25 protein-coding genes are annotated in these 21,983 nt (G+C 62.1%); 23 read left to right on the top strand and 2 right to left on the bottom strand.

Features of this window, described 5'->3' with window-relative positions:
- Positions 1-25: 25 nt before the first annotated feature.
- Entirely contained in the window at positions 26-460 is a 435-nt protein-coding gene (locus B0E48_RS11850) for a DUF4399 domain-containing protein (RefSeq protein ID WP_077518274.1), read from the top strand.
- 31 nt (positions 461-491) lie between these two features.
- Here the strand turns inward: B0E48_RS11850 and B0E48_RS11845 are convergent, their stop codons facing one another.
- Positions 492-1,247 carry a transporter gene (locus tag B0E48_RS11845; protein WP_254423943.1) on the bottom strand — a complete coding sequence of 252 codons (756 nt, stop codon included), beginning with the start codon at positions 1,245-1,247 and terminating at the stop codon, positions 492-494.
- Positions 1,248-1,335: 88 nt separating this feature from the next.
- Here B0E48_RS11845 and gltX point away from each other — a divergent pair, with 88 nt between their 5' ends.
- From gltX to B0E48_RS18065, 19 genes are all read left to right on the top strand, one after another.
- Entirely contained in the window at positions 1,336-2,736 is a 1,401-nt protein-coding gene (gltX, locus tag B0E48_RS11840; RefSeq protein WP_077518272.1) for a glutamate--tRNA ligase, read from the top strand.
- 35 nt (positions 2,737-2,771) lie between these two features.
- Positions 2,772-3,050, top strand: coding sequence for a hypothetical protein (locus tag B0E48_RS11835; RefSeq protein WP_077518271.1), 279 nt, complete (start codon positions 2,772-2,774; stop codon positions 3,048-3,050).
- A 30-nt stretch (positions 3,051-3,080) separates the two neighbouring features.
- Complete coding sequence (locus tag B0E48_RS11830) at positions 3,081-3,590, top strand: transcriptional repressor (protein WP_077518270.1); 510 nt, start codon at positions 3,081-3,083, stop codon at positions 3,588-3,590.
- 220 nt (positions 3,591-3,810) lie between these two features.
- Positions 3,811-4,245 carry a MerC domain-containing protein gene (locus tag B0E48_RS11825; RefSeq protein ID WP_077518269.1) on the top strand — a complete coding sequence of 145 codons (435 nt, stop codon included), beginning with the start codon at positions 3,811-3,813 and terminating at the stop codon, positions 4,243-4,245.
- Positions 4,246-4,306: 61 nt separating this feature from the next.
- Positions 4,307-5,251: a cation diffusion facilitator family transporter gene (locus tag B0E48_RS11820; protein WP_077518268.1), complete on the top strand. Its 945-nt coding sequence runs from the start codon at positions 4,307-4,309 to the stop codon at positions 5,249-5,251.
- A 67-nt stretch (positions 5,252-5,318) separates the two neighbouring features.
- The gene (locus B0E48_RS11815; protein WP_077518267.1) at positions 5,319-5,480 is read left to right on the top strand and encodes a 30S ribosomal protein THX; all 162 of its coding nucleotides are present in this window, start codon (positions 5,319-5,321) and stop codon (positions 5,478-5,480) included.
- Positions 5,481-5,784: 304 nt separating this feature from the next.
- The gene (locus B0E48_RS11810) at positions 5,785-6,123 is read left to right on the top strand and encodes a YerC/YecD family TrpR-related protein (RefSeq protein WP_077441929.1); all 339 of its coding nucleotides are present in this window, start codon (positions 5,785-5,787) and stop codon (positions 6,121-6,123) included.
- Positions 6,120-7,013 carry an ATP phosphoribosyltransferase gene (hisG, locus tag B0E48_RS11805; protein WP_077518266.1) on the top strand — a complete coding sequence of 298 codons (894 nt, stop codon included), beginning with the start codon at positions 6,120-6,122 and terminating at the stop codon, positions 7,011-7,013. Before B0E48_RS11810 ends, hisG begins: the two co-directional genes overlap by 4 nt.
- 10 nt (positions 7,014-7,023) lie before the next feature.
- Positions 7,024-8,331 (top strand): histidinol dehydrogenase, encoded by a 1,308-nt coding sequence (hisD, locus tag B0E48_RS11800; protein WP_077518265.1) that lies wholly within the window; start codon positions 7,024-7,026, stop codon positions 8,329-8,331.
- The gene (gene hisC, locus B0E48_RS11795) at positions 8,328-9,440 is read left to right on the top strand and encodes a histidinol-phosphate transaminase (protein ID WP_077518264.1); all 1,113 of its coding nucleotides are present in this window, start codon (positions 8,328-8,330) and stop codon (positions 9,438-9,440) included. Before hisD ends, hisC begins: the two co-directional genes overlap by 4 nt.
- Positions 9,437-10,501 (top strand): bifunctional histidinol-phosphatase/imidazoleglycerol-phosphate dehydratase HisB, encoded by a 1,065-nt coding sequence (hisB, locus tag B0E48_RS11790; protein WP_077518263.1) that lies wholly within the window; start codon positions 9,437-9,439, stop codon positions 10,499-10,501. Before hisC ends, hisB begins: the two co-directional genes overlap by 4 nt.
- A complete protein-coding gene (gene hisH, locus B0E48_RS11785) occupies positions 10,501-11,091 on the top strand; it encodes an imidazole glycerol phosphate synthase subunit HisH (RefSeq protein ID WP_077518262.1) in 591 nt (196 codons plus the stop codon). The genes hisB and hisH overlap by 1 nt, the downstream gene beginning before the upstream one ends.
- A gap of 10 nt (positions 11,092-11,101) precedes the next feature.
- Positions 11,102-11,833 (top strand): 1-(5-phosphoribosyl)-5-[(5-phosphoribosylamino)methylideneamino]imidazole-4-carboxamide isomerase, encoded by a 732-nt coding sequence (gene hisA / locus B0E48_RS11780; RefSeq protein WP_077518261.1) that lies wholly within the window; start codon positions 11,102-11,104, stop codon positions 11,831-11,833.
- Positions 11,827-12,597 carry an imidazole glycerol phosphate synthase subunit HisF gene (hisF, locus tag B0E48_RS11775; RefSeq protein ID WP_077518260.1) on the top strand — a complete coding sequence of 257 codons (771 nt, stop codon included), beginning with the start codon at positions 11,827-11,829 and terminating at the stop codon, positions 12,595-12,597. The genes hisA and hisF overlap by 7 nt, the downstream gene beginning before the upstream one ends.
- A gap of 20 nt (positions 12,598-12,617) precedes the next feature.
- A complete protein-coding gene (gene hisIE / locus B0E48_RS11770) occupies positions 12,618-13,250 on the top strand; it encodes a bifunctional phosphoribosyl-AMP cyclohydrolase/phosphoribosyl-ATP diphosphatase HisIE (RefSeq protein WP_077518259.1) in 633 nt (210 codons plus the stop codon).
- 391 nt (positions 13,251-13,641) lie between these two features.
- Positions 13,642-14,538 (top strand): histidine kinase, encoded by an 897-nt coding sequence (locus tag B0E48_RS11765; protein WP_168170347.1) that lies wholly within the window; start codon positions 13,642-13,644, stop codon positions 14,536-14,538.
- Positions 14,535-15,272: a LytTR family DNA-binding domain-containing protein gene (locus B0E48_RS11760; RefSeq protein ID WP_077518257.1), complete on the top strand. Its 738-nt coding sequence runs from the start codon at positions 14,535-14,537 to the stop codon at positions 15,270-15,272. The genes B0E48_RS11765 and B0E48_RS11760 overlap by 4 nt, the downstream gene beginning before the upstream one ends.
- 58 nt (positions 15,273-15,330) lie before the next feature.
- The gene (locus tag B0E48_RS11755; RefSeq protein ID WP_077518256.1) at positions 15,331-17,355 is read left to right on the top strand and encodes a M13 family metallopeptidase; all 2,025 of its coding nucleotides are present in this window, start codon (positions 15,331-15,333) and stop codon (positions 17,353-17,355) included.
- Entirely contained in the window at positions 17,324-17,527 is a 204-nt protein-coding gene (locus B0E48_RS18065) for a hypothetical protein (protein WP_254423942.1), read from the top strand. Before B0E48_RS11755 ends, B0E48_RS18065 begins: the two co-directional genes overlap by 32 nt.
- Before the next feature lie 89 nt (positions 17,528-17,616).
- Here the strand turns inward: B0E48_RS18065 and B0E48_RS11750 are convergent, their stop codons facing one another.
- A complete protein-coding gene (locus tag B0E48_RS11750; protein WP_077518255.1) occupies positions 17,617-18,288 on the bottom strand; it encodes a serine protease in 672 nt (223 codons plus the stop codon).
- A 193-nt stretch (positions 18,289-18,481) separates the two neighbouring features.
- Here B0E48_RS11750 and B0E48_RS11745 point away from each other — a divergent pair, with 193 nt between their 5' ends.
- Genes B0E48_RS11745 through B0E48_RS11735 form a run of 3 tightly spaced genes read left to right on the top strand, consistent with a single transcriptional unit; the run spans position 18,482 to position 21,976 of the window.
- Positions 18,482-19,225 carry a DUF3348 domain-containing protein gene (locus tag B0E48_RS11745; protein WP_077518254.1) on the top strand — a complete coding sequence of 248 codons (744 nt, stop codon included), beginning with the start codon at positions 18,482-18,484 and terminating at the stop codon, positions 19,223-19,225.
- 10 nt (positions 19,226-19,235) lie between these two features.
- Positions 19,236-21,332, top strand: a complete 2,097-nt coding sequence (locus B0E48_RS11740; RefSeq protein ID WP_077518253.1) for a DUF802 domain-containing protein — start codon at positions 19,236-19,238, stop codon at positions 21,330-21,332.
- The gene (locus B0E48_RS11735; protein WP_077518252.1) at positions 21,329-21,976 is read left to right on the top strand and encodes an OmpA family protein; all 648 of its coding nucleotides are present in this window, start codon (positions 21,329-21,331) and stop codon (positions 21,974-21,976) included. Before B0E48_RS11740 ends, B0E48_RS11735 begins: the two co-directional genes overlap by 4 nt.
- The last annotated feature ends 7 nt before the right edge of the window (positions 21,977-21,983 follow it).

The raw sequence follows: 21,983 nt of genomic DNA, 5'->3' as shown, positions 1-21,983 counted from the left end.
ATTCCTGCCAACGTGGAGAGCACCGATGAAACACATCCTGCTTGCGCTTGCCCTGACGGGACTGGTCGGCACCGTGATGGCCGCGGACGCGCCGGCCCTGCCGGTCACCAAGGCTCCCGCCGACGCCGCGGTCTACATCATCTCGCCCAGCGATGGCGCCAGCGTCGGTCAGGAGTTCACCGTGCGCTTCGGCCTCAAGGGTATGGGCGTGGCGCCGGCTGGGGTTGCCAAGGAACACACCGGACACCATCACCTGCTGATCGACGTGAAGGAGCTGCCGGGTGCCGGTCAGCCGATCCCGAAAGACGACGACCATCTCCACTTCGGTGGTGGACAGACCGAGACCACGCTGAAGCTGAAACCCGGCACGCATACCTTGCAGCTGGAACTTGGCGACCAGAACCACATCCCGTTCGATCCACCGCTGGTGTCGAAGAAGATCACCATCCACGTCAAATGAGCCTCGGGTGGCGCTGGCTTGCCAGCTGTGGTCAGTGCCCGAAGTAAATCGAGACGCCGAGATTGGTCTGCCATTCGGGCGCCGCGCCACCCAACCGCCGATCGAAGCCGGCGTCGAACTGCACGCGCGGTGTGATCATCCACGCCAGGCCGCCACCGGCCACCGTACCGCCGCCCTGATCCGGCGCGTGCAGCCACGCGGCCTCGGCATACAGCGTCAGCGTCTTGTTCAGCGCGTAGTTGTCGCTGACCGCCACGGTGGAGCTATCCGCGCCACCGCTGCGCACGTCTTGGAGATACAGGCCCAGCGAATTGCGCTCATTTGTCTGCAGGTTGAACTGGGTGCCGAGCAGGTATTGGCGTTGGGCGCTGCGGAACGCCTTCGCGCCATCGGTGAATTCCACGCTGCCCAGCAGGCCCCAGCTGAAGGCCTGGTTGGAGGAGGGTAGCGCCAGTTTCAGGCCGAGTATCGTGTCGCCATGCCCCTGGCTGCTGTAATCGCTGCCGGCGCCACTCTGCCGCAGCGAGTTCCACGGCGAGCTGCTCAATTGCAGTTCCAGCGGGCCACCGATGCCGATGCGCAGCAGACTGTCGGCGCTGTACTGCGAACTGGTGATGCCTGCCTGCCGATCACGGCTCCAGTCCGGTAGTCCCTGTTCGACAGTGATGTCGCCGGCACCGAGTACGACGGGGGTGAAACCATAGCCGGGACGATCGTAGCCAGGGTTGTCGGCCAGTGCAGGCAGGCCAACCCCCAGCATGAGCGTGCCGAATGCCGCGAGACACATGCTTCGTCGCGCATGCGTGCGCAAGCAACGGTTTGTGCCCCGGTATCGGCTAAAATCCATCACTTCGCTCCGCATCCTTTGAAAACCCATGACTGTCCGCACCCGCTTCGCCCCCAGCCCCACCGGTTTCCTGCACATCGGCGGTGCCCGCACCGCACTGTACTGCTGGCTGGAGTCGCGTCGTCGCGGCGGCGAGTTCATCCTGCGCATCGAGGATACCGATCGCGAGCGTTCGACCGACGAGGCGGTGAAAGCCATCATCGACGCGATGCACTGGCTCGACCTCGATGCCGACGAAGGTCCGTTCTACCAGACCCAGCGGCTGGAGCGGTACAAGCAGGTGGCGGACGAGCTGGTTGCTGCCGGCAAGGCGTATTACGCCTACGAGAGCAAGGACGAGATCGAGGCGATGCGCGAGGCGGCGATGGCGAAGGGCGAGAAGCCGCGTTACAACGGCTATTACCGCGATCGCAGCGAACCTCTTCGCGAAGATCCCAATCGCGTGATCCGTTTCCGCAATCCAAGCGAAGGCTCGGTGGTGTTCGACGACAAGGTGAAGGGCCGGATCGAATGGGCCAACACCGAGCTGGACGACCTGGTGATCTTCCGTTCCGACGGCTGGCCGACCTACAACTTCGCCGTGGTGGTCGACGACATCGACATGGGCATCACCGAGGTGATCCGCGGCGACGACCATGTCAACAACACGCCGCGCCAGATCAACATTTACCACGCGCTCGGTGCGAAGGTGCCGGAGTTCGCGCACCTGCCGATGATCCTCGACAAGGAAGGCAAGAAGCTGTCCAAGCGCACCAGCGCAGTCAGCGTGATGGACTACCGTGCCGACGGCTTCGTGCCGCATGCGCTTCTGAACTACCTGGTGCGGCTGGGTTGGTCGCATGGCGATCAGGAGATTTTTTCGCGCGAGCAGATGATCACGCTGTTCGACATTGCCGACGTCAACAAGGCCGCTTCGCGCTTCGATACCGAAAAACTGGCATGGCTCAACCAGCATTACCTGAAGACCGACGAGCCACAGTCGCTGGTGGCGGAATTCGAATGGCATCTGGCGCGTGCCGGCATCGACACCACGCAAGGCCCGGCGCCGGTCGACGTGATCGTGGCGCTGCGCGATCGCGTGCACACGCTGAAGGAAATGGCCGAGCGCGCGAAGATCTGGTACGGCCCGATCACGGAATGGGACGACAAGGCGGTCGCCAAGCACCTGAAGAACGACAGTGCCTTAGCGGTGCTCAATGCGGCGAAATCGCTGCTGGCCGATTGCGCATGGAAGCCCGAGCCGATCCATCAGGTGATCGAGCAGGTTGCCGCCAAGCTGGAGTTGGGCATGGGCAAGATCGCCCAGCCGCTGCGCGTGGCGATGACCGGCACCCAGGTATCGCCCTCGATCGAGCACACGATCTATCTGGCCGGTCGCAGCGAGGCGCTCAAGCGCATCGACGCCGCGATAGCCTTGGCGCAGGGTTGATCCTGTCGCCATGTCGATGACGAACCTGCTTCGACATGGATGAACTGCTCGCCAGAGCCTCCCAGGGCGTCGATCCCGACGCACCGGGCGCGTTCTGGCAGATCTTCGTCAATCTGTTGAATATGCTGCCGTGGGCCGCCATGTTCTGGTGGAACCTGCTGTTCATCGCTGTCGGCGCACTGCTTGGCTGGTGGCGCGGCCGAACGGCGGAAGGCATCGTCTGGGCGCTCGTGCTCGGTCCGATCGGCTGGGCCGTGATCCTCGCCAAGCCCCGGCCGAAGCCACCTGTCAGGCCGCCACCGCTGCGGCGGTGAAGCTTGCCAAGGTACGCCGCAGGCCAGTGTATGATCCATTCAGAGGTGAAACCCTTGAGTCACGACGCTGCCCACAACACGCACCCGCATCACCCCCATCATCACGATGCGAAGGGTTTCGTGCGTGCGGTGGAGCATGCCAGCGAGGAACGCGGCCTGCGCCTTACCCCGCTGCGCAGGGAAGTGCTGGAGCTGATTGCCGCCGCGCAAAAGCCGATCAAGGCCTACGACCTGCTCGATCTGTTGCGCGAGAAGCATGGCAATGCGGCACCGCCCACGGTGTATCGGGCGCTCGATTTCCTGCTGGAAAACGGCTTCATCCACAAGCTGGAATCGATCAATGCGTTCGTCTCCTGCCACCATCCGGCCGAGGCGCATCAGGTGCCGTTCCTGATCTGCGATACTTGTTCCAGCGCGCAGGAAGTCTGCGATGAGCGCGTTGCCGATCTGATCGAGGCACAGGCCAGGGCGCTCGGCTTCCGGCCGCAGGCGCAGACGCTGGAAGTGCACGGCACCTGCAAGAACTGCCGCAAGGCCTGAATCCGGTTACTGGAATCGACGACATGCGTGATTTGTCGCGTTGCGGAGTGGTGTGCCTTGTGTGGACAAGATCAAGGTCAGTGGATGGAGCTTGCCTGTGGCATGAGCGGGCTCGCTCAAGTCATGGGCAACTCGATGTGGCGTTCCGCAGTGTTATAAAGTAACATCGTGGCAACTGGGACCAACGAATCGCCCCCTTTGGCGATGCCAGAACAGGTTGATGGACTCCGAACAGGCAAGCAAATCCCGCTGGTGGCGTGTGGCCGATCGCGTCGGTGCAACGGCTTCGTTCCTGTGCGCGATCCACTGTGCGCTGCTGCCGTTCGTGTTGGCGCTGCTGCCCTTTGTTGGCCTGGAGTTCCTGGCCGACCATCGTTTCGAACGCGGCTTCGTGTTGTTTGCCTGCACACTGGCCTTGTTCGCCATGATCCGCGGTTACCGTCGGCACCAGGTTACGTTGCCACTGCTGCTGGCTACGCCGGGATTGGCGCTGCTGCTGCTCGGCGTCACCTATGCGGAACACTATTCGATCATCCTGCACAGCGTGCTGGTGACGTGCGGTGGTTTGCTGCTGGCCACCGCGCATTTCATCAATCTGCGCAGTGACCGGCGCTCCGATCATGATCATGTGCATGGTCCGCAATGCGCGCACTGAATCGCTTGTGCCCGCGGCGGGGTGATTGTGTAACGGCAGCTGCCGTTTCTAGCATGCGCGGATGAGCATGTCGCATACCCACGATCACGATCACCCGCATGTGCACGAGCATGCCGTCCAGGGCGACGGGCGCAGCCGCCCGTTGATGGTTGCCTTCGTCCTGACCACCCTGATGATGGTGGCCGAAGTGATCGGCGGCGCCTGGTCCGGTTCACTGGCGTTGCTGGCCGATGCCGGTCACATGATGGTCGACGCGCTGGCATTGCTGTTGGCGCTGGTGGGTGCGTGGATGGCGACTCGGCCAGCCGATGCGCGGCGCAGTTACGGTTATGGCCGCATCGAGGTGTTGGTCGGTTTCGTCAACGCGCTGAGCCAGTTCGTGCTGGTCGGCTGGATCATCTACGAAGCGATTACCCGATTGATGCATCCGGGAGAGATCCTGTCCGGCACGATGCTGGTGGTGGCCGTCATGGGCTTGCTGGTGAACCTGCTGGTATTGCGCATGCTGCACGGGCATGCGCATGACAACGTCAACCTGGCCGGTGCAACCCTGCATGTACTGGGCGATCTGCTGGGCTCGGTGGCGGCGGTGGTGGCCGCGCTGCTGATCCGCTGGTTCGGCTGGTTGTGGGCCGATCCACTGTTGTCGCTGCTGGTGTCGCTGCTGATCCTCAACAGCGCCTGGCGATTGCTGCGGCTGTCCGCGCACATCCTGCTGGAAGGCGTGCCCGACGGTCTGGACAGCGTGGCGGTGGAAGCGTCGTTGCGTGGGGCTGATCCGTCGATCCGCGATGTCCATCATCTGCACGTTTGGCAGCTGGCATCGGGTTCGCGCATGGCGACCCTGCATGCCGAGCTGCATGAGCATGCCGACAGTGCGCAGGCATTGCGGGCGATCAAGCAGATGCTGCGGGAGCATTTCGGCGTCCAGCATGTGACCGTGCAGATTGATCCGGGCGAATGTCTGGACCAGGCGCCGGGCTGCACGGGACACGGCCATCGCTGATGCTGGCTGCGTGGGTCCCGCGCTGCTATCATGGACGACCGTTCATCCAATAAATCAAGGAGTTCCCATGGGTAAGGGCGATCGCAAGACCCGTCGCGGCAAGACCTACCGCGGCAGCTACGGCAATACCCGTGTGCACGGCGCGCTGCCGGCCGTCGTCGGCGCCAAGCCGACGGTGACCAAGCCGGCCGCTGCGAAGAAGGCTGCGCCGAAGAAGAAATCGGCCTGAGCCAGCCCGCACCGGACTGATGAAGACCCCCGCCTCGGCGGGGGTTTTTGTTTCAGGGGTGTGGATCTGTCTGGGCCGCATGGATCTGCTGATCGTGCGTGCCTGTGTCGCTGCGTGCCTGTGTCGCTGCGAGTTCTGTGGACTTAGCGAACGCCATTGCCCTCCTGTTGATTCGTTGCGCATCAAGCCAGTGCGCGCGGGCCACTGGAATCTGAATGCCGATTCACGCGCGCCGGTAACCGATTTGCTGCACCGCCACCTGCCGTGTATCATGCGATCCATTGTGTTAATGCATTAGTACATTATGAAGCGTCGATCGCTGGATCCCGAAACCCCTGATGAGTCAGCCAAGCTGAGCCTTTGCGAGGCGCTGCTGTCGATGAAGAACGCCGACGAGATGGGCGCCTTTCTCGGCGACTTGTGCACACCTGCCGAATTGGAGGTACTGGTGGACCGCTGGCGGGTGGTGCCGTATCTGCTGGAAGGCATCGCCTACCGCGAGATCCACGAGCGCACCGCGGTCAGCATCACCACCATCGGGCGGGTGGCGCGCTATCTCAATCAGGGCAATGGCGGCTATCTGGCCGCGGCAGCACGCGCGGCGCGGCGGCAATCGCTGGCGGCGAAGAAGGCGAAGGCATGAAGACGCGCGACCGTTTGCGTATTGCGATGCAGAAATCCGGCCGGCTCACCGAGCCGGCGCTGGAACTGCTCAACCGTTGCGGGCTCACTTTCCGGCAGAGTCGCGACAAGTTGTTCTGTTTCGGCGAAGGCGAGCCGGTCGACCTGCTGCTGGTGCGCGATGACGACATTCCCGGCCTGATCGCGCAAGGTGTATGCGACCTCGGCATCGTCGGACGCAATGTGCTGAGCGAATTCCAGCTCACCGCGGGCCGCGAACTGGCGCCACTCAGCGAACTGCGTCCGCTCGGTTTCGGTCGCTGCCGCTTGTCGATCGCGGTGCCGCAGGAGCTGGATTACCACGGGCCGCAGCAGCTGGAAGGCCGGCGTATCGCCACCTCGTATCCCGGCCTGCTCGGCGAGTGGCTGCGCACGCATGCCGTGAATGCCGGCGTAGTGATGCTGGCCGGCTCGGTCGAGATCGCGCCGAAGCTGGGCACCGCGGACGCGATCTGCGACCTGGTGCAGAGCGGTGGCACCCTGGTCGCGAACCAGCTGCGCGAGGCTGAGGTGCTGTTGGAGAGCGAGGCGGTGCTGGCGGGTCCGTTGACGCTGCCGGTCGATGAGCGCGGTGACATGCTGGAGCTGCTGCTGAAGCGACTGGATGGCGTGATCCAGGTGCGCGAGTCACGCCTGCTGCTGCTGCAGACGTCTCGAGCCACGCTTGAGGCAGTTACCCGGCTGCTGCCGGGCGGGCCGCAGCCAACCCTGCTGTCGGTCGCCGGTCAGCCGGATCAGCTGATGCTGCAGGCGCTGTGCGCCGGCGAGGTGAGCTGGCGGCAGCTGGAAGAGATCAAGAAGGCCGGTGCGCGCGAGATGTACGTGCTGCCGGTGGAGAAGATGCTGGCATGAGCAGGCTCGCATGAACCGTATCGACTGGAATGCGTTGGACGAGAGCGCGCGAGGCGAGGCCTTGGCACGCCCCGCGCAATCGCGTGCGGATGAGCTGCGTCGCGGTGTGGAGCAGATCATCGTCGCCGTGCGTGAAAAAGGTGATGTCGCACTGCGGGAACTCAGTGCGAAATATGACCGTTGCGCGCTGGACGCGATCGAAGTCGACGAGGCCGAATTCGCCGCGGCCGAGGCGGCGCTCGATCCAACCCTGAAAGCCGCGATCCACGAAGCGGCCACACGCATCGAACTGTTCCACCGTGCCGCCGCGCCGCAGCCAATGGGCGTGGATACCGCTCCCGGCGTGCGGGTGGAACGGATCCTGCGTCCGATCAGCCGGGTCGGCCTGTACGTGCCGGCGGGCACGGCGCCGTTGCCGTCGACTGCGCTGATGCTCGGCATCCCGGCGCAGATCGCCGGTTGCCGTCAGGTGGTGCTGTGTTCGCCGGCGCGCGCCGACGGCCGCTGCGACGAGGCGGTGCTGTATGCCGCGCGTGTCACCGGCGTGCACAAGGTATTCAAGCTCGGCGGTGCACAGGCCATCGCGGCGATGGCTTATGGCACGGCGAGCGTGCCACGCTGCGACAAGCTGTTCGGTCCCGGCAACTCCTGGGTCACCGAGGCAAAGCTGCAGGTATCCACTGATCCGGACGGCGCGGCGATCGACATGCCGGCCGGCCCGTCCGAGGTGCTGGTGATTGCCGATGCGGAGGCCAATCCGGCGTTCGTCGCCGCCGATCTGCTGTCACAGGCAGAGCATGGGCCGGACTCGCAGGTAATTCTGCTGAGTCCTTCCACAGCGCTACTGGACCAGGTGGCTATCGAGGTCGATCGGCAATGTGCCGAACTGCCGCGCGGAGATATCGCGAAGAAGGCGCTGGCACAGAGCCGCTCGATAGCCGTCGAGTCGCTGAGCCAGGCGGTCGCGGTGAGCAACCGCTACGCGCCCGAACATCTGATTTTGCAGGTGGCCGATCCGCGCGCTTTGCTGGATGGCATCGACAGCGCCGGATCGATTTTCCTTGGTGCATGGACACCTGAATCCGTGGGCGATTACTGCAGCGGCAGCAATCACGTGCTCCCGACCTACGGTTACGCGCGCAGCTACAGCGGCGTATCGGTGGCCAGCTACCAGAAACAGATCACGGTGCAGGAAGTGAGTGAAGAAGGTTTGCGCAATATCGGTCCGTGCACCGCGATACTGGCGGCGGCCGAGCAACTGGAAGCGCACCGTCGCGCCGTGACCCTGCGCCTGGCAGCACTAGAGGCACAGTCATGAGCGTGCTCGATCTGGCGCGGCCGGAAATTCGCGCCATGCAGCCGTATTCTTCCGCGCGCATGGAAGCTAGCGGCGGCCAAGTGTTTCTCAACGCCAATGAATCGGCATGGGCGCCAGTGGGCGATGACGGCCTCGGCTGTAACCGCTATCCTGAACCGCAGCCAGCTGCATTGGTCGAAGCACTGGCCGCGCTATACGGCGTGCGCCGTGAGCAACTCTTGGTGGGCCGTGGTAGCGACGAAGCGATCGATCTGCTCGTGCGTGCATTCTGTCGCGCCGGCGAAGACGCGATCCTGATCCAGCCGCCGACCTTCGGCATGTACGCGGTATGTGCACGGATCCAGAATGCGGGCGTGATCGAGGTGGCGCTGCAGGCCGATTTCACCTTGGATGTGGACGCGATACTCGCTGCCGTGACACCTGCGGTGAAACTGGTCTTTATCTGCACCCCGAACAACCCCACTGGCCAGCTGGTGCCGCGGGCGAGTGTCGAACGCCTCGCGCAGGCGCTGGCCGGCCGTGCCTTGCTGGTGGTGGACGAAGCCTATGTGGAGTTCACTGATGCTGGCGACGCCAGCGTGGCTGACCTGATCGACCGCTACGACAATCTTGCGGTACTGCGCACCTTGTCGAAGGCGTGGGCCTTGGCTGGCGCGCGCATCGGTACGTTGCTGGCGAATGCCGAGGTGATAGCGCTGCTCAAGCGGATCATGCCGCCGTATCCATTGCCGTTGCCATGCGTGGAAGCTGCGCTGATTGCGTTGTCTGGCTGGGGCCAGGTGAATGCGCGTAATCACGTCGCCATCGTGCGCAATCAACGGGCGCGGATGCAGGAAGCGTTGCGCCAACTGCCTGGCGTGCGCGAGGTGCTGCCGTCGCAGGCCAATTTCCTGGCCGTACGTTTCGTCGATGCGGCTGCGGTATATCAACAGCTACTCGCTGCTGGCATCGTGGTACGCGATGTACGCCGCTATTCGAGTCTTGGCGACGCGCTGCGCATCACCATCGGCACGCCCGATGAAAACGATCGTGTTTTGAGCGAGTTGAAAAAGGCGGCCATCGGTGGCCGTGGTGTTGCCGGCAAACCGGCATCGGGTGATTACGCATGAGCCGCAAGATTCTTTTCGTCGATCGCGATGGTTGCCTGATCGAGGAACCAGCGGACCAGCAGATCGACAGCTACGAGAAGCTGGCGCTGTTGCCGGGCGTAATCGCCGCATTGCAGCGCTTTGTCGCTGCCGGCTACGAGCTGGTGATGGTGACGAACCAGGATGGCCTCGGTACCGACAGTTTCCCCGAGCCGCATTTCACCGGACCGCACGAGCTGCTGATGCGCATCCTCACCTCGCAGGGTGTGCGTTTCCGCGAAGTGCTGATCGACCGCAGTTTCCCACATGAGGGCAAGGACACCCGCAAGCCGGGCATCGGCATGTTGCGCCATTACCTTGCCGACGACAGCTGGAGCCGGGTGGCCTCGGCGATGGTCGGCGATCGCGAAACGGATCTGCAGTTCGCCGCGAACATCGGCGTGCGTGGCCTCCGTGTCGGCCCGCTCGGCGTGAGCTGGGATGAACTGGCACATCAGCTTCTGGATGCGCCACGCACGGCGACGGTGGTGCGCAACACCAAGGAAACCCGCATCACGGTCAGCGTGGATCTGGACAAGGTAGCCGAGCCGAAGGCGCATACCGGGCTGGGCTTCTTCGATCACATGCTGGAACAGATCGGCAAGCACGGCGGTTTCGCGCTGAAGCTGAACTGCGACGGCGACACCCATATCGACGAGCATCACACCATCGAGGACTGCGCGCTGGCGCTGGGTCAGGCGCTGAAGCAGGCGCTGGGCGACAAGCGCGGCATCGGTCGCTACGGCTTCACGCTTCCCATGGATGAGTCGCAGGCCAGCGCGGCCCTGGACCTATCCGGGCGGCCGTACTTCGTGTTCGAAGGCAGCTTCCCGCGCGAACGCGTAGGCGAGGTACCGACGGAACTGGTGCCACATTTCTTCCGTTCGCTGTGCGAGACGCTGGGCGCGAATCTGCATCTGACGGTGCAGGGCGACAATGCACATCACATGGTCGAAGCCTGCTTCAAGGTGGTCGCGCGTACCTTGCGCCAGGCGATTCGTCGCGAGGGCAGTGAGCTGCCAAGCACCAAGGGTACGCTGTAATGAGCGTGGTCCTCGTCGATGCGGGTGGCACCAATATCGGCTCGGTGCGTTATGCGCTGCAGCGGCTGGGGGTGGATGCTGCGCTGACCGCGGATGCCGCCACGATCCGCGCCGCCCACAAGGTGATCCTGCCCGGCGTCGGTGCGGCCGGTCCCGGCATGGCACGGCTGCGTGAGCTGGGGCTGGTCGAACTGATGCGTACGCTGACCCAGCCGGTGCTTGGCGTATGCCTGGGCATGCAGCTGCTGTGCGCGCATTCGGAGGAGGGCGATACCACATGCCTCGGACTGATACCGGCGCCAGTGCGCCGCTTCGTCGAAGCTCCCGGCCTGCGCGTGCCGCACATGGGCTGGAATCAACTGCGCACGAAACAGCCGCACCCGTTGCTGGCCGGGCTGGGCGATGACGATCAGGCCTACTTCGTGCACAGCTATGCGGTGCCGGTAGGCGACTGGAGTCTTGCCACCAGCGACTACGGCGAGGCGTTCTCGGCGGTGATCGCCCGCGACAACTTCCACGGCATGCAATTTCACCCCGAGCGTTCCGCCGCCGTTGGCGCGAAGCTCCTGCAGAATTTTCTCGCGCTATGACGGCATCTCGATGACGATCTTTGAAGTGATTCCCGCGATCGATCTGCGTGGCGGCCAAGTGGTGCGCCTGAAGCAGGGCGACTACGCACAGCAGACTACCTACGCGGCCGATCCGCGCGAACTGGCGCAACGCTATGCTGCTGCAGGAGCACGCTGGCTGCATCTGGTCGATCTGGACGGTGCCCGTTCCGGCAGCCTCGACAATCTGGCTGTCATCCAGGCCATCGCTGCTGACGGCATGCAGATTCAGGCCGGCGGTGGCGTGCGCGAGGAGACCGATCTCCAGCGTCTCTTCGAGGCGGGTGTGCGTCGCGTGGTGCTGGGCAGCGTAGCGATCCGCGATCCCGAACTGGTCGCCGGTTGGCTGGCCAAGTACGGCGCCGAGCGGCTGACCATCGCACTCGACACGCGCCATATCGATGACCGCTGGGCGTTGCCCAGTGCCGGCTGGACCGAAGTCGAGGCGCGCACGCTGGACGAACTCGCGCCGTGGTACGCCGCGCGTGGCGCGCGCCATCTGCTGTGCACTGACATCGATCGTGACGGCATGCTGGCCGGTTTCAACCTGGAGCTGTATCGCCATCTCGCCGATCGTGTGCCGCAGCTGGCTGTGCAGGCCTCTGGCGGCGTGCGTTCGCTGGACGATATCCGTGCGGCACGCGAGGCCGGCGCGCAGGGCGTGATTCTTGGGCGTGCCTTGCTGGAAGGGCGCTTCACCGTGCAGGAGGCGCTGGCATGCTGAGTCGCCGCATCATTCCCTGCCTGGACGTGCGCGACGGCAAGGTGGTCAAGGGCGTGCGTTTCCGCGATCACGTGGTGATGGGTGAGATCGTCGACCTCGCGCTGCGCTATCGCGACGAGGGCGCCGACGAGCTGGTGTTCTACGACATCACCGCCAGCCCGGAAGGGCGCAGCGTGGATCGTACCTGGGTCGAGCGGGTGGCACGGGTGATCGACATTCCGTTCTGCGTCGCCGGTGGTATCCGTTCGGTGGACGAGGCGCGCGCGGTGCTGCATGCCGGCGCAGACAAAATCTCGGTCAACTCACCGGCACTGGAACGCCCTGCGCTGATCGACGAACTGGCCGCCGCATTCGGTGTGCAGTGCGTGGTAGTCGGCATCGATTCGTTGCGCGATGCGGACGGCGCATGGCGCGTGCGCCAGTACACCGGCGATCCCGACAAGACACAGGCGCTGCCGCGCAAAACGCTGGACTGGATGATCGAAGCGCAGCAGCGCGGCGCCGGCGAGATCGTGCTCAACTGCATGGGCAGTGATGGTGTACGACAGGGCTACGATCTGGAACAGTTGTCGATAGCTCGCGCGATCTGCCAGGTGCCGCTGATCGCCTCCGGCGGTGCCGGTGCGCCGGAGCATTTCCGTGATGCCTTCATCGGCGCCGATGTGGACGGTGCACTGGCCGCCAGCGTGTTCCACTCCGGCGCGATCGCGATCCCCGCACTCAAGCATTATCTGCACGGGCAGGGCGTAGCCGTCCGCCTGTGAGCATCCAAGGACAAGCAGCGATGAGCGATTCCACTACCGACTTCAGTCGCCTCGACTGGGCCAAGGGCGATGGCCTGCTGCCGGCGATCGTGCAGCACTGGCTGAGTGGTGAGGTGCTGATGCTCGGCTACATGAATGCCGAAGCGCTGGCGCAGACGCAGGCCAGCGGCAAGGTCACGTTCTACAGCCGCAGCAAGCAGCGCCTGTGGACCAAGGGCGAAAGCTCCGGCAACGTACTGGTATTGAAGTCGATCCGCATCGACTGCGACGCCGACACCTTGCTGGTGCAGGCCGAGCCGCATGGACCGACCTGCCATCTGGGCACGTCCAGCTGCTTTGGCGAAGCCGTGCAACCGCCACTCGGTTTCCTCGCCGAACTTGATGCGCTGGTTGCGCAACGCCATGCCGAACGCCCCGAGGGGAGTTACACCACCAGCCTGTTTGAAGGCGGTATTCGCCGGATGGCGCAGAAGGTCGGCGAGGAAGGTGTCGAGACGGCGCTCGCCGCCGTGGTGCAGGACGATGCCGAACTGTTGGGTGAGTCGGCTGACCTGATCTTTCATCTCACGGTAGTGTTGCGGGCACGCGGACTATCGCTGGCCGATGTTGCATCGCTGCTGGCCAAGCGGCACAACGTGCACATTGAGCATTGAGAAGAATTTCGAAAGGTGGCGACCACGACTCGTCGAATCTGGTTTAGGTACGTTTTTTGAACGTCAACCATCGGCCAGTTTGAGACATTCGTTGCGCTCAATTCGAAGCCCAAAGGCGGACGTTCGTTGGTCGGCGCTGGCGGCTTGGATGTTTTCGACGAAGGCCTCGAAAATGCGACAAAACGGGGTTGGATATCAGCCCGAAAGTCAATAGTCTGCAGGAATGCAAACAAGATCATTTTTGCGCTCCTTAGAGAATGCCAATCCCCAATACCTCATCTGTGGATTATGGGCGACGATTGCATTTCTAGGTATCGGACTTTCATTTGTGCCTCCGATCGAATCTAGTGTTCCGCTAAAGCTGGCCGGAACTACCGGATGCGGTATCTGCTTGTCCTTTTTTGTAACAAAACTTACTCAGCGCACGCTCGCATTACCGCAGCGAGAAAGTTTGGCATTGCTTGCATTGACGATATTTGCAAGTGGAACGCTGCTCTGGCTGGTAGATACGCTGTTACAGGCGTCTACCGTCGTAGGCGGATGGACCCTTCGATCCTTCGCGATCCGGCGCTACAACTGGGTTTATTTCAACTTGCTTTTTGGTTTTCAAATCATCGTTCTAGCGTTGATCCAATCGACGCGATCTCTAGCGCAACGGGAAAAGGAGCTTGTTGAGGCCCAGCTCGCGGCATTGCGCTTCCAAGTAAATCCGCACTTCCTCTTCAACACGTTGAATGCCATCTCGACCCTGATTTCGGAGCGGAATGGTGACGCTGCGGAAGAGATGATTGCCAAACTCGCAGACTTTTTCAGTGCCACGCTGCACGCCGACCTGTCTGCGCTTGTCCCGCTAGGTAGAGAGCTTGAAACGGTACAGGCCTATCTCGATATCGAGACGGTGCGGTTCGGTGACCGACTCCACGTCGAATACCGCTTTGACGAATTGAGTGTCGTCGCTTCCGTTCCAAGCCTCATTCTCCAGCCACTTGTCGAAAACGCGATTAAATACGCGGTTGCCCCAACTATAGCCGGGGCAACGATCGTCATCACCGCGCACGTCATTGAGCAGGAACTTATTATTACGGTGGAGGACTACGCCACGACGGCAAGTCCGCGTGATCACAAGCATAGTGGCACAGGGGCTGGCCTTGGATTGCGCAACGTCGCACAGCGCCTTCAGACACAATATGGCCAAGCAGGCTCGCTAGAAACGAAAAAGGTTGACGACGGCTTTCTCGCAACAATCCGCTTGCCCATAAGTCAGGGCACGCATTGGAGAAAAGCATGATCCGGGTGTTACTTGTCGATGATGAGCCACTTGCGCTGAGACGACTCGTAGCGATCGTTGGGGAAATGCCGAATGTTGAGTTAGTTGGTACGGCGAGTGACGGGGCGGCTGCCTTAATTGAAGCCCGGCGGCTGCTACCTGACTTGATTGTGCTCGATATCGAGATGCCAGCTTTTAACGGAATCGAAGTTGCTTCAATACTGGCGGTTGAGCGGAGGATTCAGGTAATCGTCGTCTCTGCGTTCGCCCGTTACGCCACCGAAGCCTTTGCTGTGGAAGCAACCGACTACGTCCTTAAGCCGGTGCGTCCGCATCGGCTCCAGCAAGCGGTGTTCCGGGCGCAACGACGTATCGCCGAGATCACCGCGTTGGAGACAGCAGTTGCGGAGCCTTTATGTGCACACCGCATGCTGCACGTACCGGACGCCCGTGGCGGCCATGATGTTGCCATGAGTGACATCAAGTGGATCGAAGCAGCTAGAGACTACGTGATCGTACACACCGCTGCACTGAGTCATCTACTTCGCAGCACGATGTTGGAGATGGCAGAACGACTGCCAGCGACGATGCCACGCGTGCACCGATCAGCATTCGTCAACCTGGCTTTCGTCGAGCGTCTAGTCAGATCGGAGACGGGCGTTTACCGGCTTGTCATGACAGACGGAGAGACCGTCCAGGTAGGCCCTAATTACCTGCCAGGCGTCCGCAAAGTGCTGCGCAATCCCACAGCGTAGTGATCTCTTCGTGACTTTTAGCTCGACCTCATTCGTATCTGATAAAGGATCATCACCAATGCGCCTATTGCGCTTTTCAATTTCTCTGGTTGTCGTCGCAATGGCGTGTGCCGCGATGGCGGCCGAAATGCCTCATACCGAAAAAGTCACGGTAGGGTCCGGGCTCGATTTCATCGGGATGGACCGACAGGTTAGACCAGGCAACGATTTCGATCGTTTCGCAAATGGTACGTGGGAGGATAGGACAAAGATCCCTGACGACCGGGTGAGCGTTGGTCCTTTCGCCAATATGTCCCGAGACGCGAGCCAGCGGACCAAGGTGATTGTTGAATCTATACCTGACAAAGGCCTCGTTCCCACCGACCAAGTTGGAAAGGTTGGACAGCTTTATCGCTCCTTCGTAGACGAGCCCGTCGTCGAGGCGCGCGGCCGCCATCCGCTGGATGGCGAACTCGCACATATCGCCGCTGCTGCGAATCGCGCAGACGTAGCGACCTTAATGGGGCGAGCCAACTCAGGTTTTGGCGTTAGCCTCTTCGACGTTGATTTTAGCGCCGATCGATCTGGTGGCTACGGGTACGAGGTGAACGTACAGCAGGGTGGCTTGCGGCTGGCCCGCGATTACTACGTTGATCCCCGTTTCGCGAACAAGCTGTCTGCCTATCGGGCGTATGTCGCAAAGATGCTCGCTCTCTGTGATTGGCCCGACGCACCTACTGCGGCCAACTCGGTCGTTAACTTTGAAGCGCAAATTGCGGCGGCGAGCTGGACGGAAGAGCAGGTGCGTGATCCAACGACCACGTTCAACCCAGTAAAAATGAGCACGTTAGCAAAGGAAATTCCTCAATTTCCTTGGGCGCAGTTCTGGGCCGCAGCCGACTTAAAAGACCTGACTGAAGTCAACCTTTCAACACCTAGCAGTGTGCAGCGGCTTGCCGCGCTGTACTCGACGACACCCTTACCCGTTCTTAAGGCTTGGCTGGCCTTTCGCACAGCCGATAACGCTTCGGCATATTTACCCAACGCCTTCGTAGAAGCGAGCTTTGAGCTCCGGCGCTCCATTTCAGGTCAACCCACCATTTTGCCGCGCTGGCAGCGTGGATTGGAGATGCTCAACACGCTTATGGGGTCCGCCGTGGGTGAACTCTATGTCGAGCGTTACTATCCGGCGTCGACGGAGGAAGCAATGGTCGAGCTTGTAAAAAACGTTCGTGCTGCACTTAAACGGCAAATCGGTACTGCATCCTGGATGGGTGAGTCCACCCGCCGAGAGGCACTACGCAAGCTCGCCAATATTGAGGTACAGGTGGGGCATCCGGCCAGATGGATTGACTATGGCGCACTCGATATTCAAGGCGACGATCTTTTCGGCAACGTGTCTCGCGCACGTGCGTTTGACTGGCATCGAAGGGTCGCCCAGCGCAAGGGCCCTTGGAACAAGAGCGACTGGCGCTTTTGGCCCCAATATCCCACGGCTTACACCGAAAATAGGCAGCTGATTTTCACCGGTGCGATGCTGCAGCCTCCATTCTTTAATCCCAAAGCCGACCCGGCAGTTAACTACGGCGCGATTGCGATCGTCATCGGCCATGAGCTCAGCCATAGCTTCGACGACCAAGGGCGTCATGTCGACGCAGACGGCCGGCTGCGAGACTGGTGGACGCCAGATGATGCCAAGCGCTTTAAGCTGCAGGCAAGCCGCCTAAGTGCCCAGTTTTCTGCCATGCAGCCGTTGCCGGGTGTTCACATTAAGGGTGATCTGACGCTAGGCGAGAACATCGCGGACCTCGCGGGTATGTCTACTGCGCTCGCCGCCTATCATGATTCGCTGGGAACCAAGGCTGCGCCGGTAATCGATAACCTCACCGGCGACCAGCGCTTTTTCCTGAGCTGGGCGCAATCGTGGCGGAATAAGACACGCGACGACAGGCTCCGCGAAAACCTCGCGTCAGATCCGCACAGTCCGCCCGTGGCGCGTGTTAACGGCCCGGTTCGCAATCTGGACGCTTGGTACGACGCATGGCACGTGACCAAGGACGACAAACTTTATCTTGCACCTGAAGATCGGGTTCGGCTTTGGTGATTTCTTACAAACAGCACGACAACCTAAAATGAAAGAGCTCGATGTATCCCTTCTACGCATGCCATCAGCAAACTGGGTAGAACCCGGACACACCAAGCTCGAAAGCACAGTGCGTTATCTAGGCATCGAGGTGGAGGATGCTCTTGAGATCGCAGAGCAGACCGAAGTCTGATCGGAGGATTTGCTGGCCAGATAGCGCCGCGTGACATGGTCGCTATCCGGCCAGAAGCGGACATCCGCCGAGGCAAACGCGCCCGATTCTCATCGCGGCATTCGACTAATCAGGTCAAGGGCGTAAGCGATTCCATAGGCCCGAAGCAGTCCTGTGTTCATCTCGACATACGCGCCGGTTGGCTCGCCGTCGCTTCCGATGACTGGCTTAGGGTGCGTCTTGAAACCCGAAATAACCGCAGCGATTCGAACGCCTTGGGGCGAACTCGGCGGTAGGAAGACCACAGGTCCTCCTGAAAAACCTTCATTCGACAGTGTGTCCACGAACAAAACCTGCGGATCACCGACGCCAAGACTTGAGGCGGTGCCTCGCTTGATCAGGGGGCATGGATTCCCGCCGAGTTGCTGCCCGACGTCTTCGTGCATTTTGTGGGGGAACCCCAAGATATATACGTCCTGACCCAAGGTCAGCCCTGCAACAGTGGGCGTTACAGGCAAGTCGGGCGGCGTCAACCGCTGATGCAGGCGCAGAACGGCAATGTCCGCCTCACTCCTACAGAAGGCGATGGCATTCGGCTTATACGGCACCCACCGGTTGTTTTGGAATAGCTGAATCTCATGATTGTCCGCGGCCTGGTCGAACAGGTGCTTCGCTGTGACGAGGTATTCGGTGCCTTCGACATCAATGATGAAGGCCGTTCCGTACTTAGCCGCCTTGATGAAGAAGACTCGGTAAAGAATGTTCGCCTGGATGGGAAACATAGATCAGATCAATTTGAAAATCGCTTTCAGCGCCGAAGCGATGAGCTCCGGATCGACTATCCCTTGTCCGCTATGGATCGAAAGCGGACGCCACCAGTATGCCGGCCGGCCGCCTCGGCCGCTTGCACGCCAATCGACAGGCAGCAGCCTCCACCCCGTTAGCATGTAAAATGGCGGTTTTTCAGCCAGAAATATGCTGCAAGCTCCTCAACGGACCAATGTCCGCGGCCCGACGTTCATACGCTTGCTTGCTCGCTTGACGGACGTCGACGTTCCCCCATCCAGACAATCGCTGTCGGACCGGCTCGGCCAATGGCTTGACTGGACGCACGCTGTTGCGCTGTCCACGACGCTTGACGGCAAACCGTCTGAGGTGGGTTTCGACGTGCCGACCTTTGGCAGCGCGGAAGAGAACGAGTACATCCGTGTGCGTACCTCGTTGGCCAGTGTCATTACTGGCGATCGAGCATTCGCCACCGCAAGCCAGCGCGGGGCTGAGCACACGTTGGTCGAGGAAGGTGGCGCGAACGAGGTGGTCGATTACTCGCTGTTTCGTCAGCGCTATCTCGCCATCCAGCGGTCGATGCAGGCAGCCGCCGGTAACCTGCGCGGCCGTCTGCGGGACATGCTCGCGCAGAGGACGGCCGACATGGCGCGGCTGGCGGCCGTGGATGCGGCGATGGAGCGTGCACTGAGCCCGCGCGAGCAGGCTCTGTTGGCCCACGTGCCTGCGCTACTCGGGGACTACTTCGAACGCTTGCGTCAGGCCGAGCAGACGGCGCTGGCCGACGCGCAGGTCTCGGAGGGCGCCTTGGCGATAGCGCCTGGGGCATGGCTGGACGTGTTTCGCAAGGACGTGCAGAGCGTGTTGCTCGCCGAACTGGACGTTCGTTTTCACCCGGTCGAAGGCCTGCTCGCAGCGCTTCGCACCAACTAACTGGGAAGTCATGTTCAGAAATCTTCTTAATCTCGCGGTGTTTTTCACAGGTCTGGTCGCGGTGTGCTGGATCGGCGCCGGCTACGTCGGCTCCAATCCGCTGGCGACGGCCGTCACGATGGTGATTGGCGCGTGCTATCTGGCGGGCGGGCTTGAGCTGTATCGCTATCGGCAAGCCACGTCCACGCTGACGCGCGCCGTGACGGATTTGTCCGTTGCGCCGACCAGCTTGAGTGACTGGCTGGGCCGCTTGCATCCCAGCCTGCGCAATGCGACACGCCTGCGCATCGAGGGTGAGCGCGTGGCCTTGCCGGTGCCGGCGCTGACGCCGTATCTGGTGGGTCTGCTCGTCTTGCTGGGCATGTTGGGCACGCTGCTGGGCATGATGGCGACGCTTCGAGGCACCGGCATGGCGCTGGAAAGCGCAACGGACTTGGAGGCTATCCGTGGATCTCTTGCCGCACCGGTCAAGGGGCTGGGGTTTGCGTTCGGCACCTCGATCGCGGGCGTTGCCAGCTCGGCGATGCTTGGGCTGCTTTCTGCGTTATGCCGGCGCGAGCGGCTGCAGGCGGTGCAGCTTCTGGACATGAAAATCGCGACGACGTTGCGCATCCATTCGCAGAGTCATCAGCGCGAGGAATCGTTCAAGCTCCTGCAGCAGCAGACCGAACTAATGCCTACCCTGATCTATCGCCTGCAGACGATGATGGCTACCATCGAGCAACAGAGCATGGCCACCAGCGAGCGGCAGATGGCCAACCACGAGGCCTTCCACGCGAAGACCGAGGCTACCTATACGCGCCTTGCCTCCTCCGTGGAGGCGTCGTTGAAGGAGAGCGTCGCCGCGAGTGCCGTTGCTGTCGGGGCGGCGCTGCAACCGGCAATGCAGGCCACGATGGCCGGTCTCGCACGCGAAACGGCAGCGTTGCACGACACGGTCACACACGCCGTGCAGCGTCAGCTGGAGGGGTTGTCGACCGGCTTGGAGACGACCACCACGACCATGGCTGCGATCTGGAACGATACGCTGGTGGAGCAGCGGCGCTCGAACGAAGCGCTGGCCCAGGATCAGCGCAGCTCACTGCAGCAGTTCACCGACACCTTCGAGCAACGCTCGGCCGGTCTGTTGGAAGGCGTCGCTGCACGTCTCGACGCCACGGCGGGCAGCGCGGCGAACGCATGGAACAACGCGCTGTCGCGGCAAGAAGCCGTCAACGCGGATCTGGCGGCCCGCAATCAGCAAGCCTTGACCGCGGCTGTGGCGACGTTCGAGGAGCACGCCACGTCGCTGGTTCGCAGCGTGCATCAGTCGCATGCGGACGTGCAGGCGGTGCTGGAATCGCGGGATCAGGAACGGTTGACTGTCTGGACAGATTCGTTCGGTTCGATGAGCGCGGCGTTGAGCAAGCAGTGGGAGCAGGCGGGCGAGCACGCCGCAAGCCGGCAGCTGGAGATCTGCGACGCTCTGGCGAAGACCGCGCGCGACATCTCTGCGCAGACAGAAGCACACGCCAGCGGCACGATCGCCGAGATTTCCCGGCTCGTGCAGGCTGCGTCCGAAGCGCCCAAGGCGGCGGCCGAAGTTGTCGCCGAGCTGCGCCAGAAACTCTCCGACAGCATGGTCCGCGATACCGCCATGCTGGAGGAGCGTAGCCGCCTGATGGCCACGCTCGATACCCTGCTCGATGCCGTGAACCATGCGTCTACCGAGCAACGGGTGGCCGTCGATGCGCTGGTGGCCACGTCGGCGGATCTGCTGGAGCGTGTCGGCACGCGGTTCACTGACCATATCGAGGCCGAGACTGGCAAGCTCGGCGCGGTGGCCGCGCAAGTCACCGGCAGTGCCGTCGAGGTGGCAAGCCTCGGCGAAGTATTCGGCGTGGCCGTACAGACGTTCGGCGAGTCGAACGGCCTGTTGATGGATCACCTGCAGCGCATCGAAGTCGCGCTGGACAAATCGCTCGCGCGCAGTGACGAACAACTGGCTTATTACGTCGCGCAGGCCAGGGAAGTGATCGACCTGAGCATGCTGTCACAGAAACAGATTATCGAGGAAATGCAGCAGCTCGCCGGCCAACGCGTGCTCGCTGAGGCCGAAACGGCATGAACGACGAAGTGGATGGCGTCGAGGAGTCGACGGCACCGATCTGGGCCGCCTTCGGCGACCTGATGTCGGTGCTGCTGGGTGTGTTCGTGCTGATCCTGGTGGGCGTGATCGGCGTGCAGCTGCAACTCTCGAACAAGCTGGATGAAGCGGTCAAACAGCGACAGGCCGAGGCGCAACGCCGCATGACGCTGGAGCAGGCGTTGGCGGTGCCGCTGGCCGCTGGCCGCGTGACGCTCGTCAATGGACGCATCGGTATTCGCGGCAGCGTATTGTTCGCGCTGAACTCCGATCAGCTTCAGTCCGAAGGGCGGGAAGTACTGAAGAGCCTGGCGACTCCGCTTGCCGATTACCTCAAGTCTCGCGACGAGATCCTGATGGTGAGCGGCTTCACTGACGACCGGCAAGTACGCGATGGCAACCGGCAGTTCGCCGATAACTGGGAGCTGTCAGCCGAGCGCGCGTTGACCGTGACTCGTGCGTTGATCGCCGATGGCCTCCCGGCCTCCTCGGTATTTGCCGCCGCCTTCGGTGCCGAGCAGCCGGTGAGTTCGAATGCCGATGACGAGGGGCGGGCGCGGAACCGGCGCGTGGAAATTTCGCCTATCCCGAAGCAGTCGACAGTAACCATGACGCCTCATGAGTGATAGCGGG

Source organism: Rhodanobacter sp. C03, from assembly GCF_002001175.1.
Classification (GTDB): domain Bacteria; phylum Pseudomonadota; class Gammaproteobacteria; order Xanthomonadales; family Rhodanobacteraceae; genus Rhodanobacter.
This window is presented reverse-complemented; position numbering and strand designations above follow the sequence as displayed.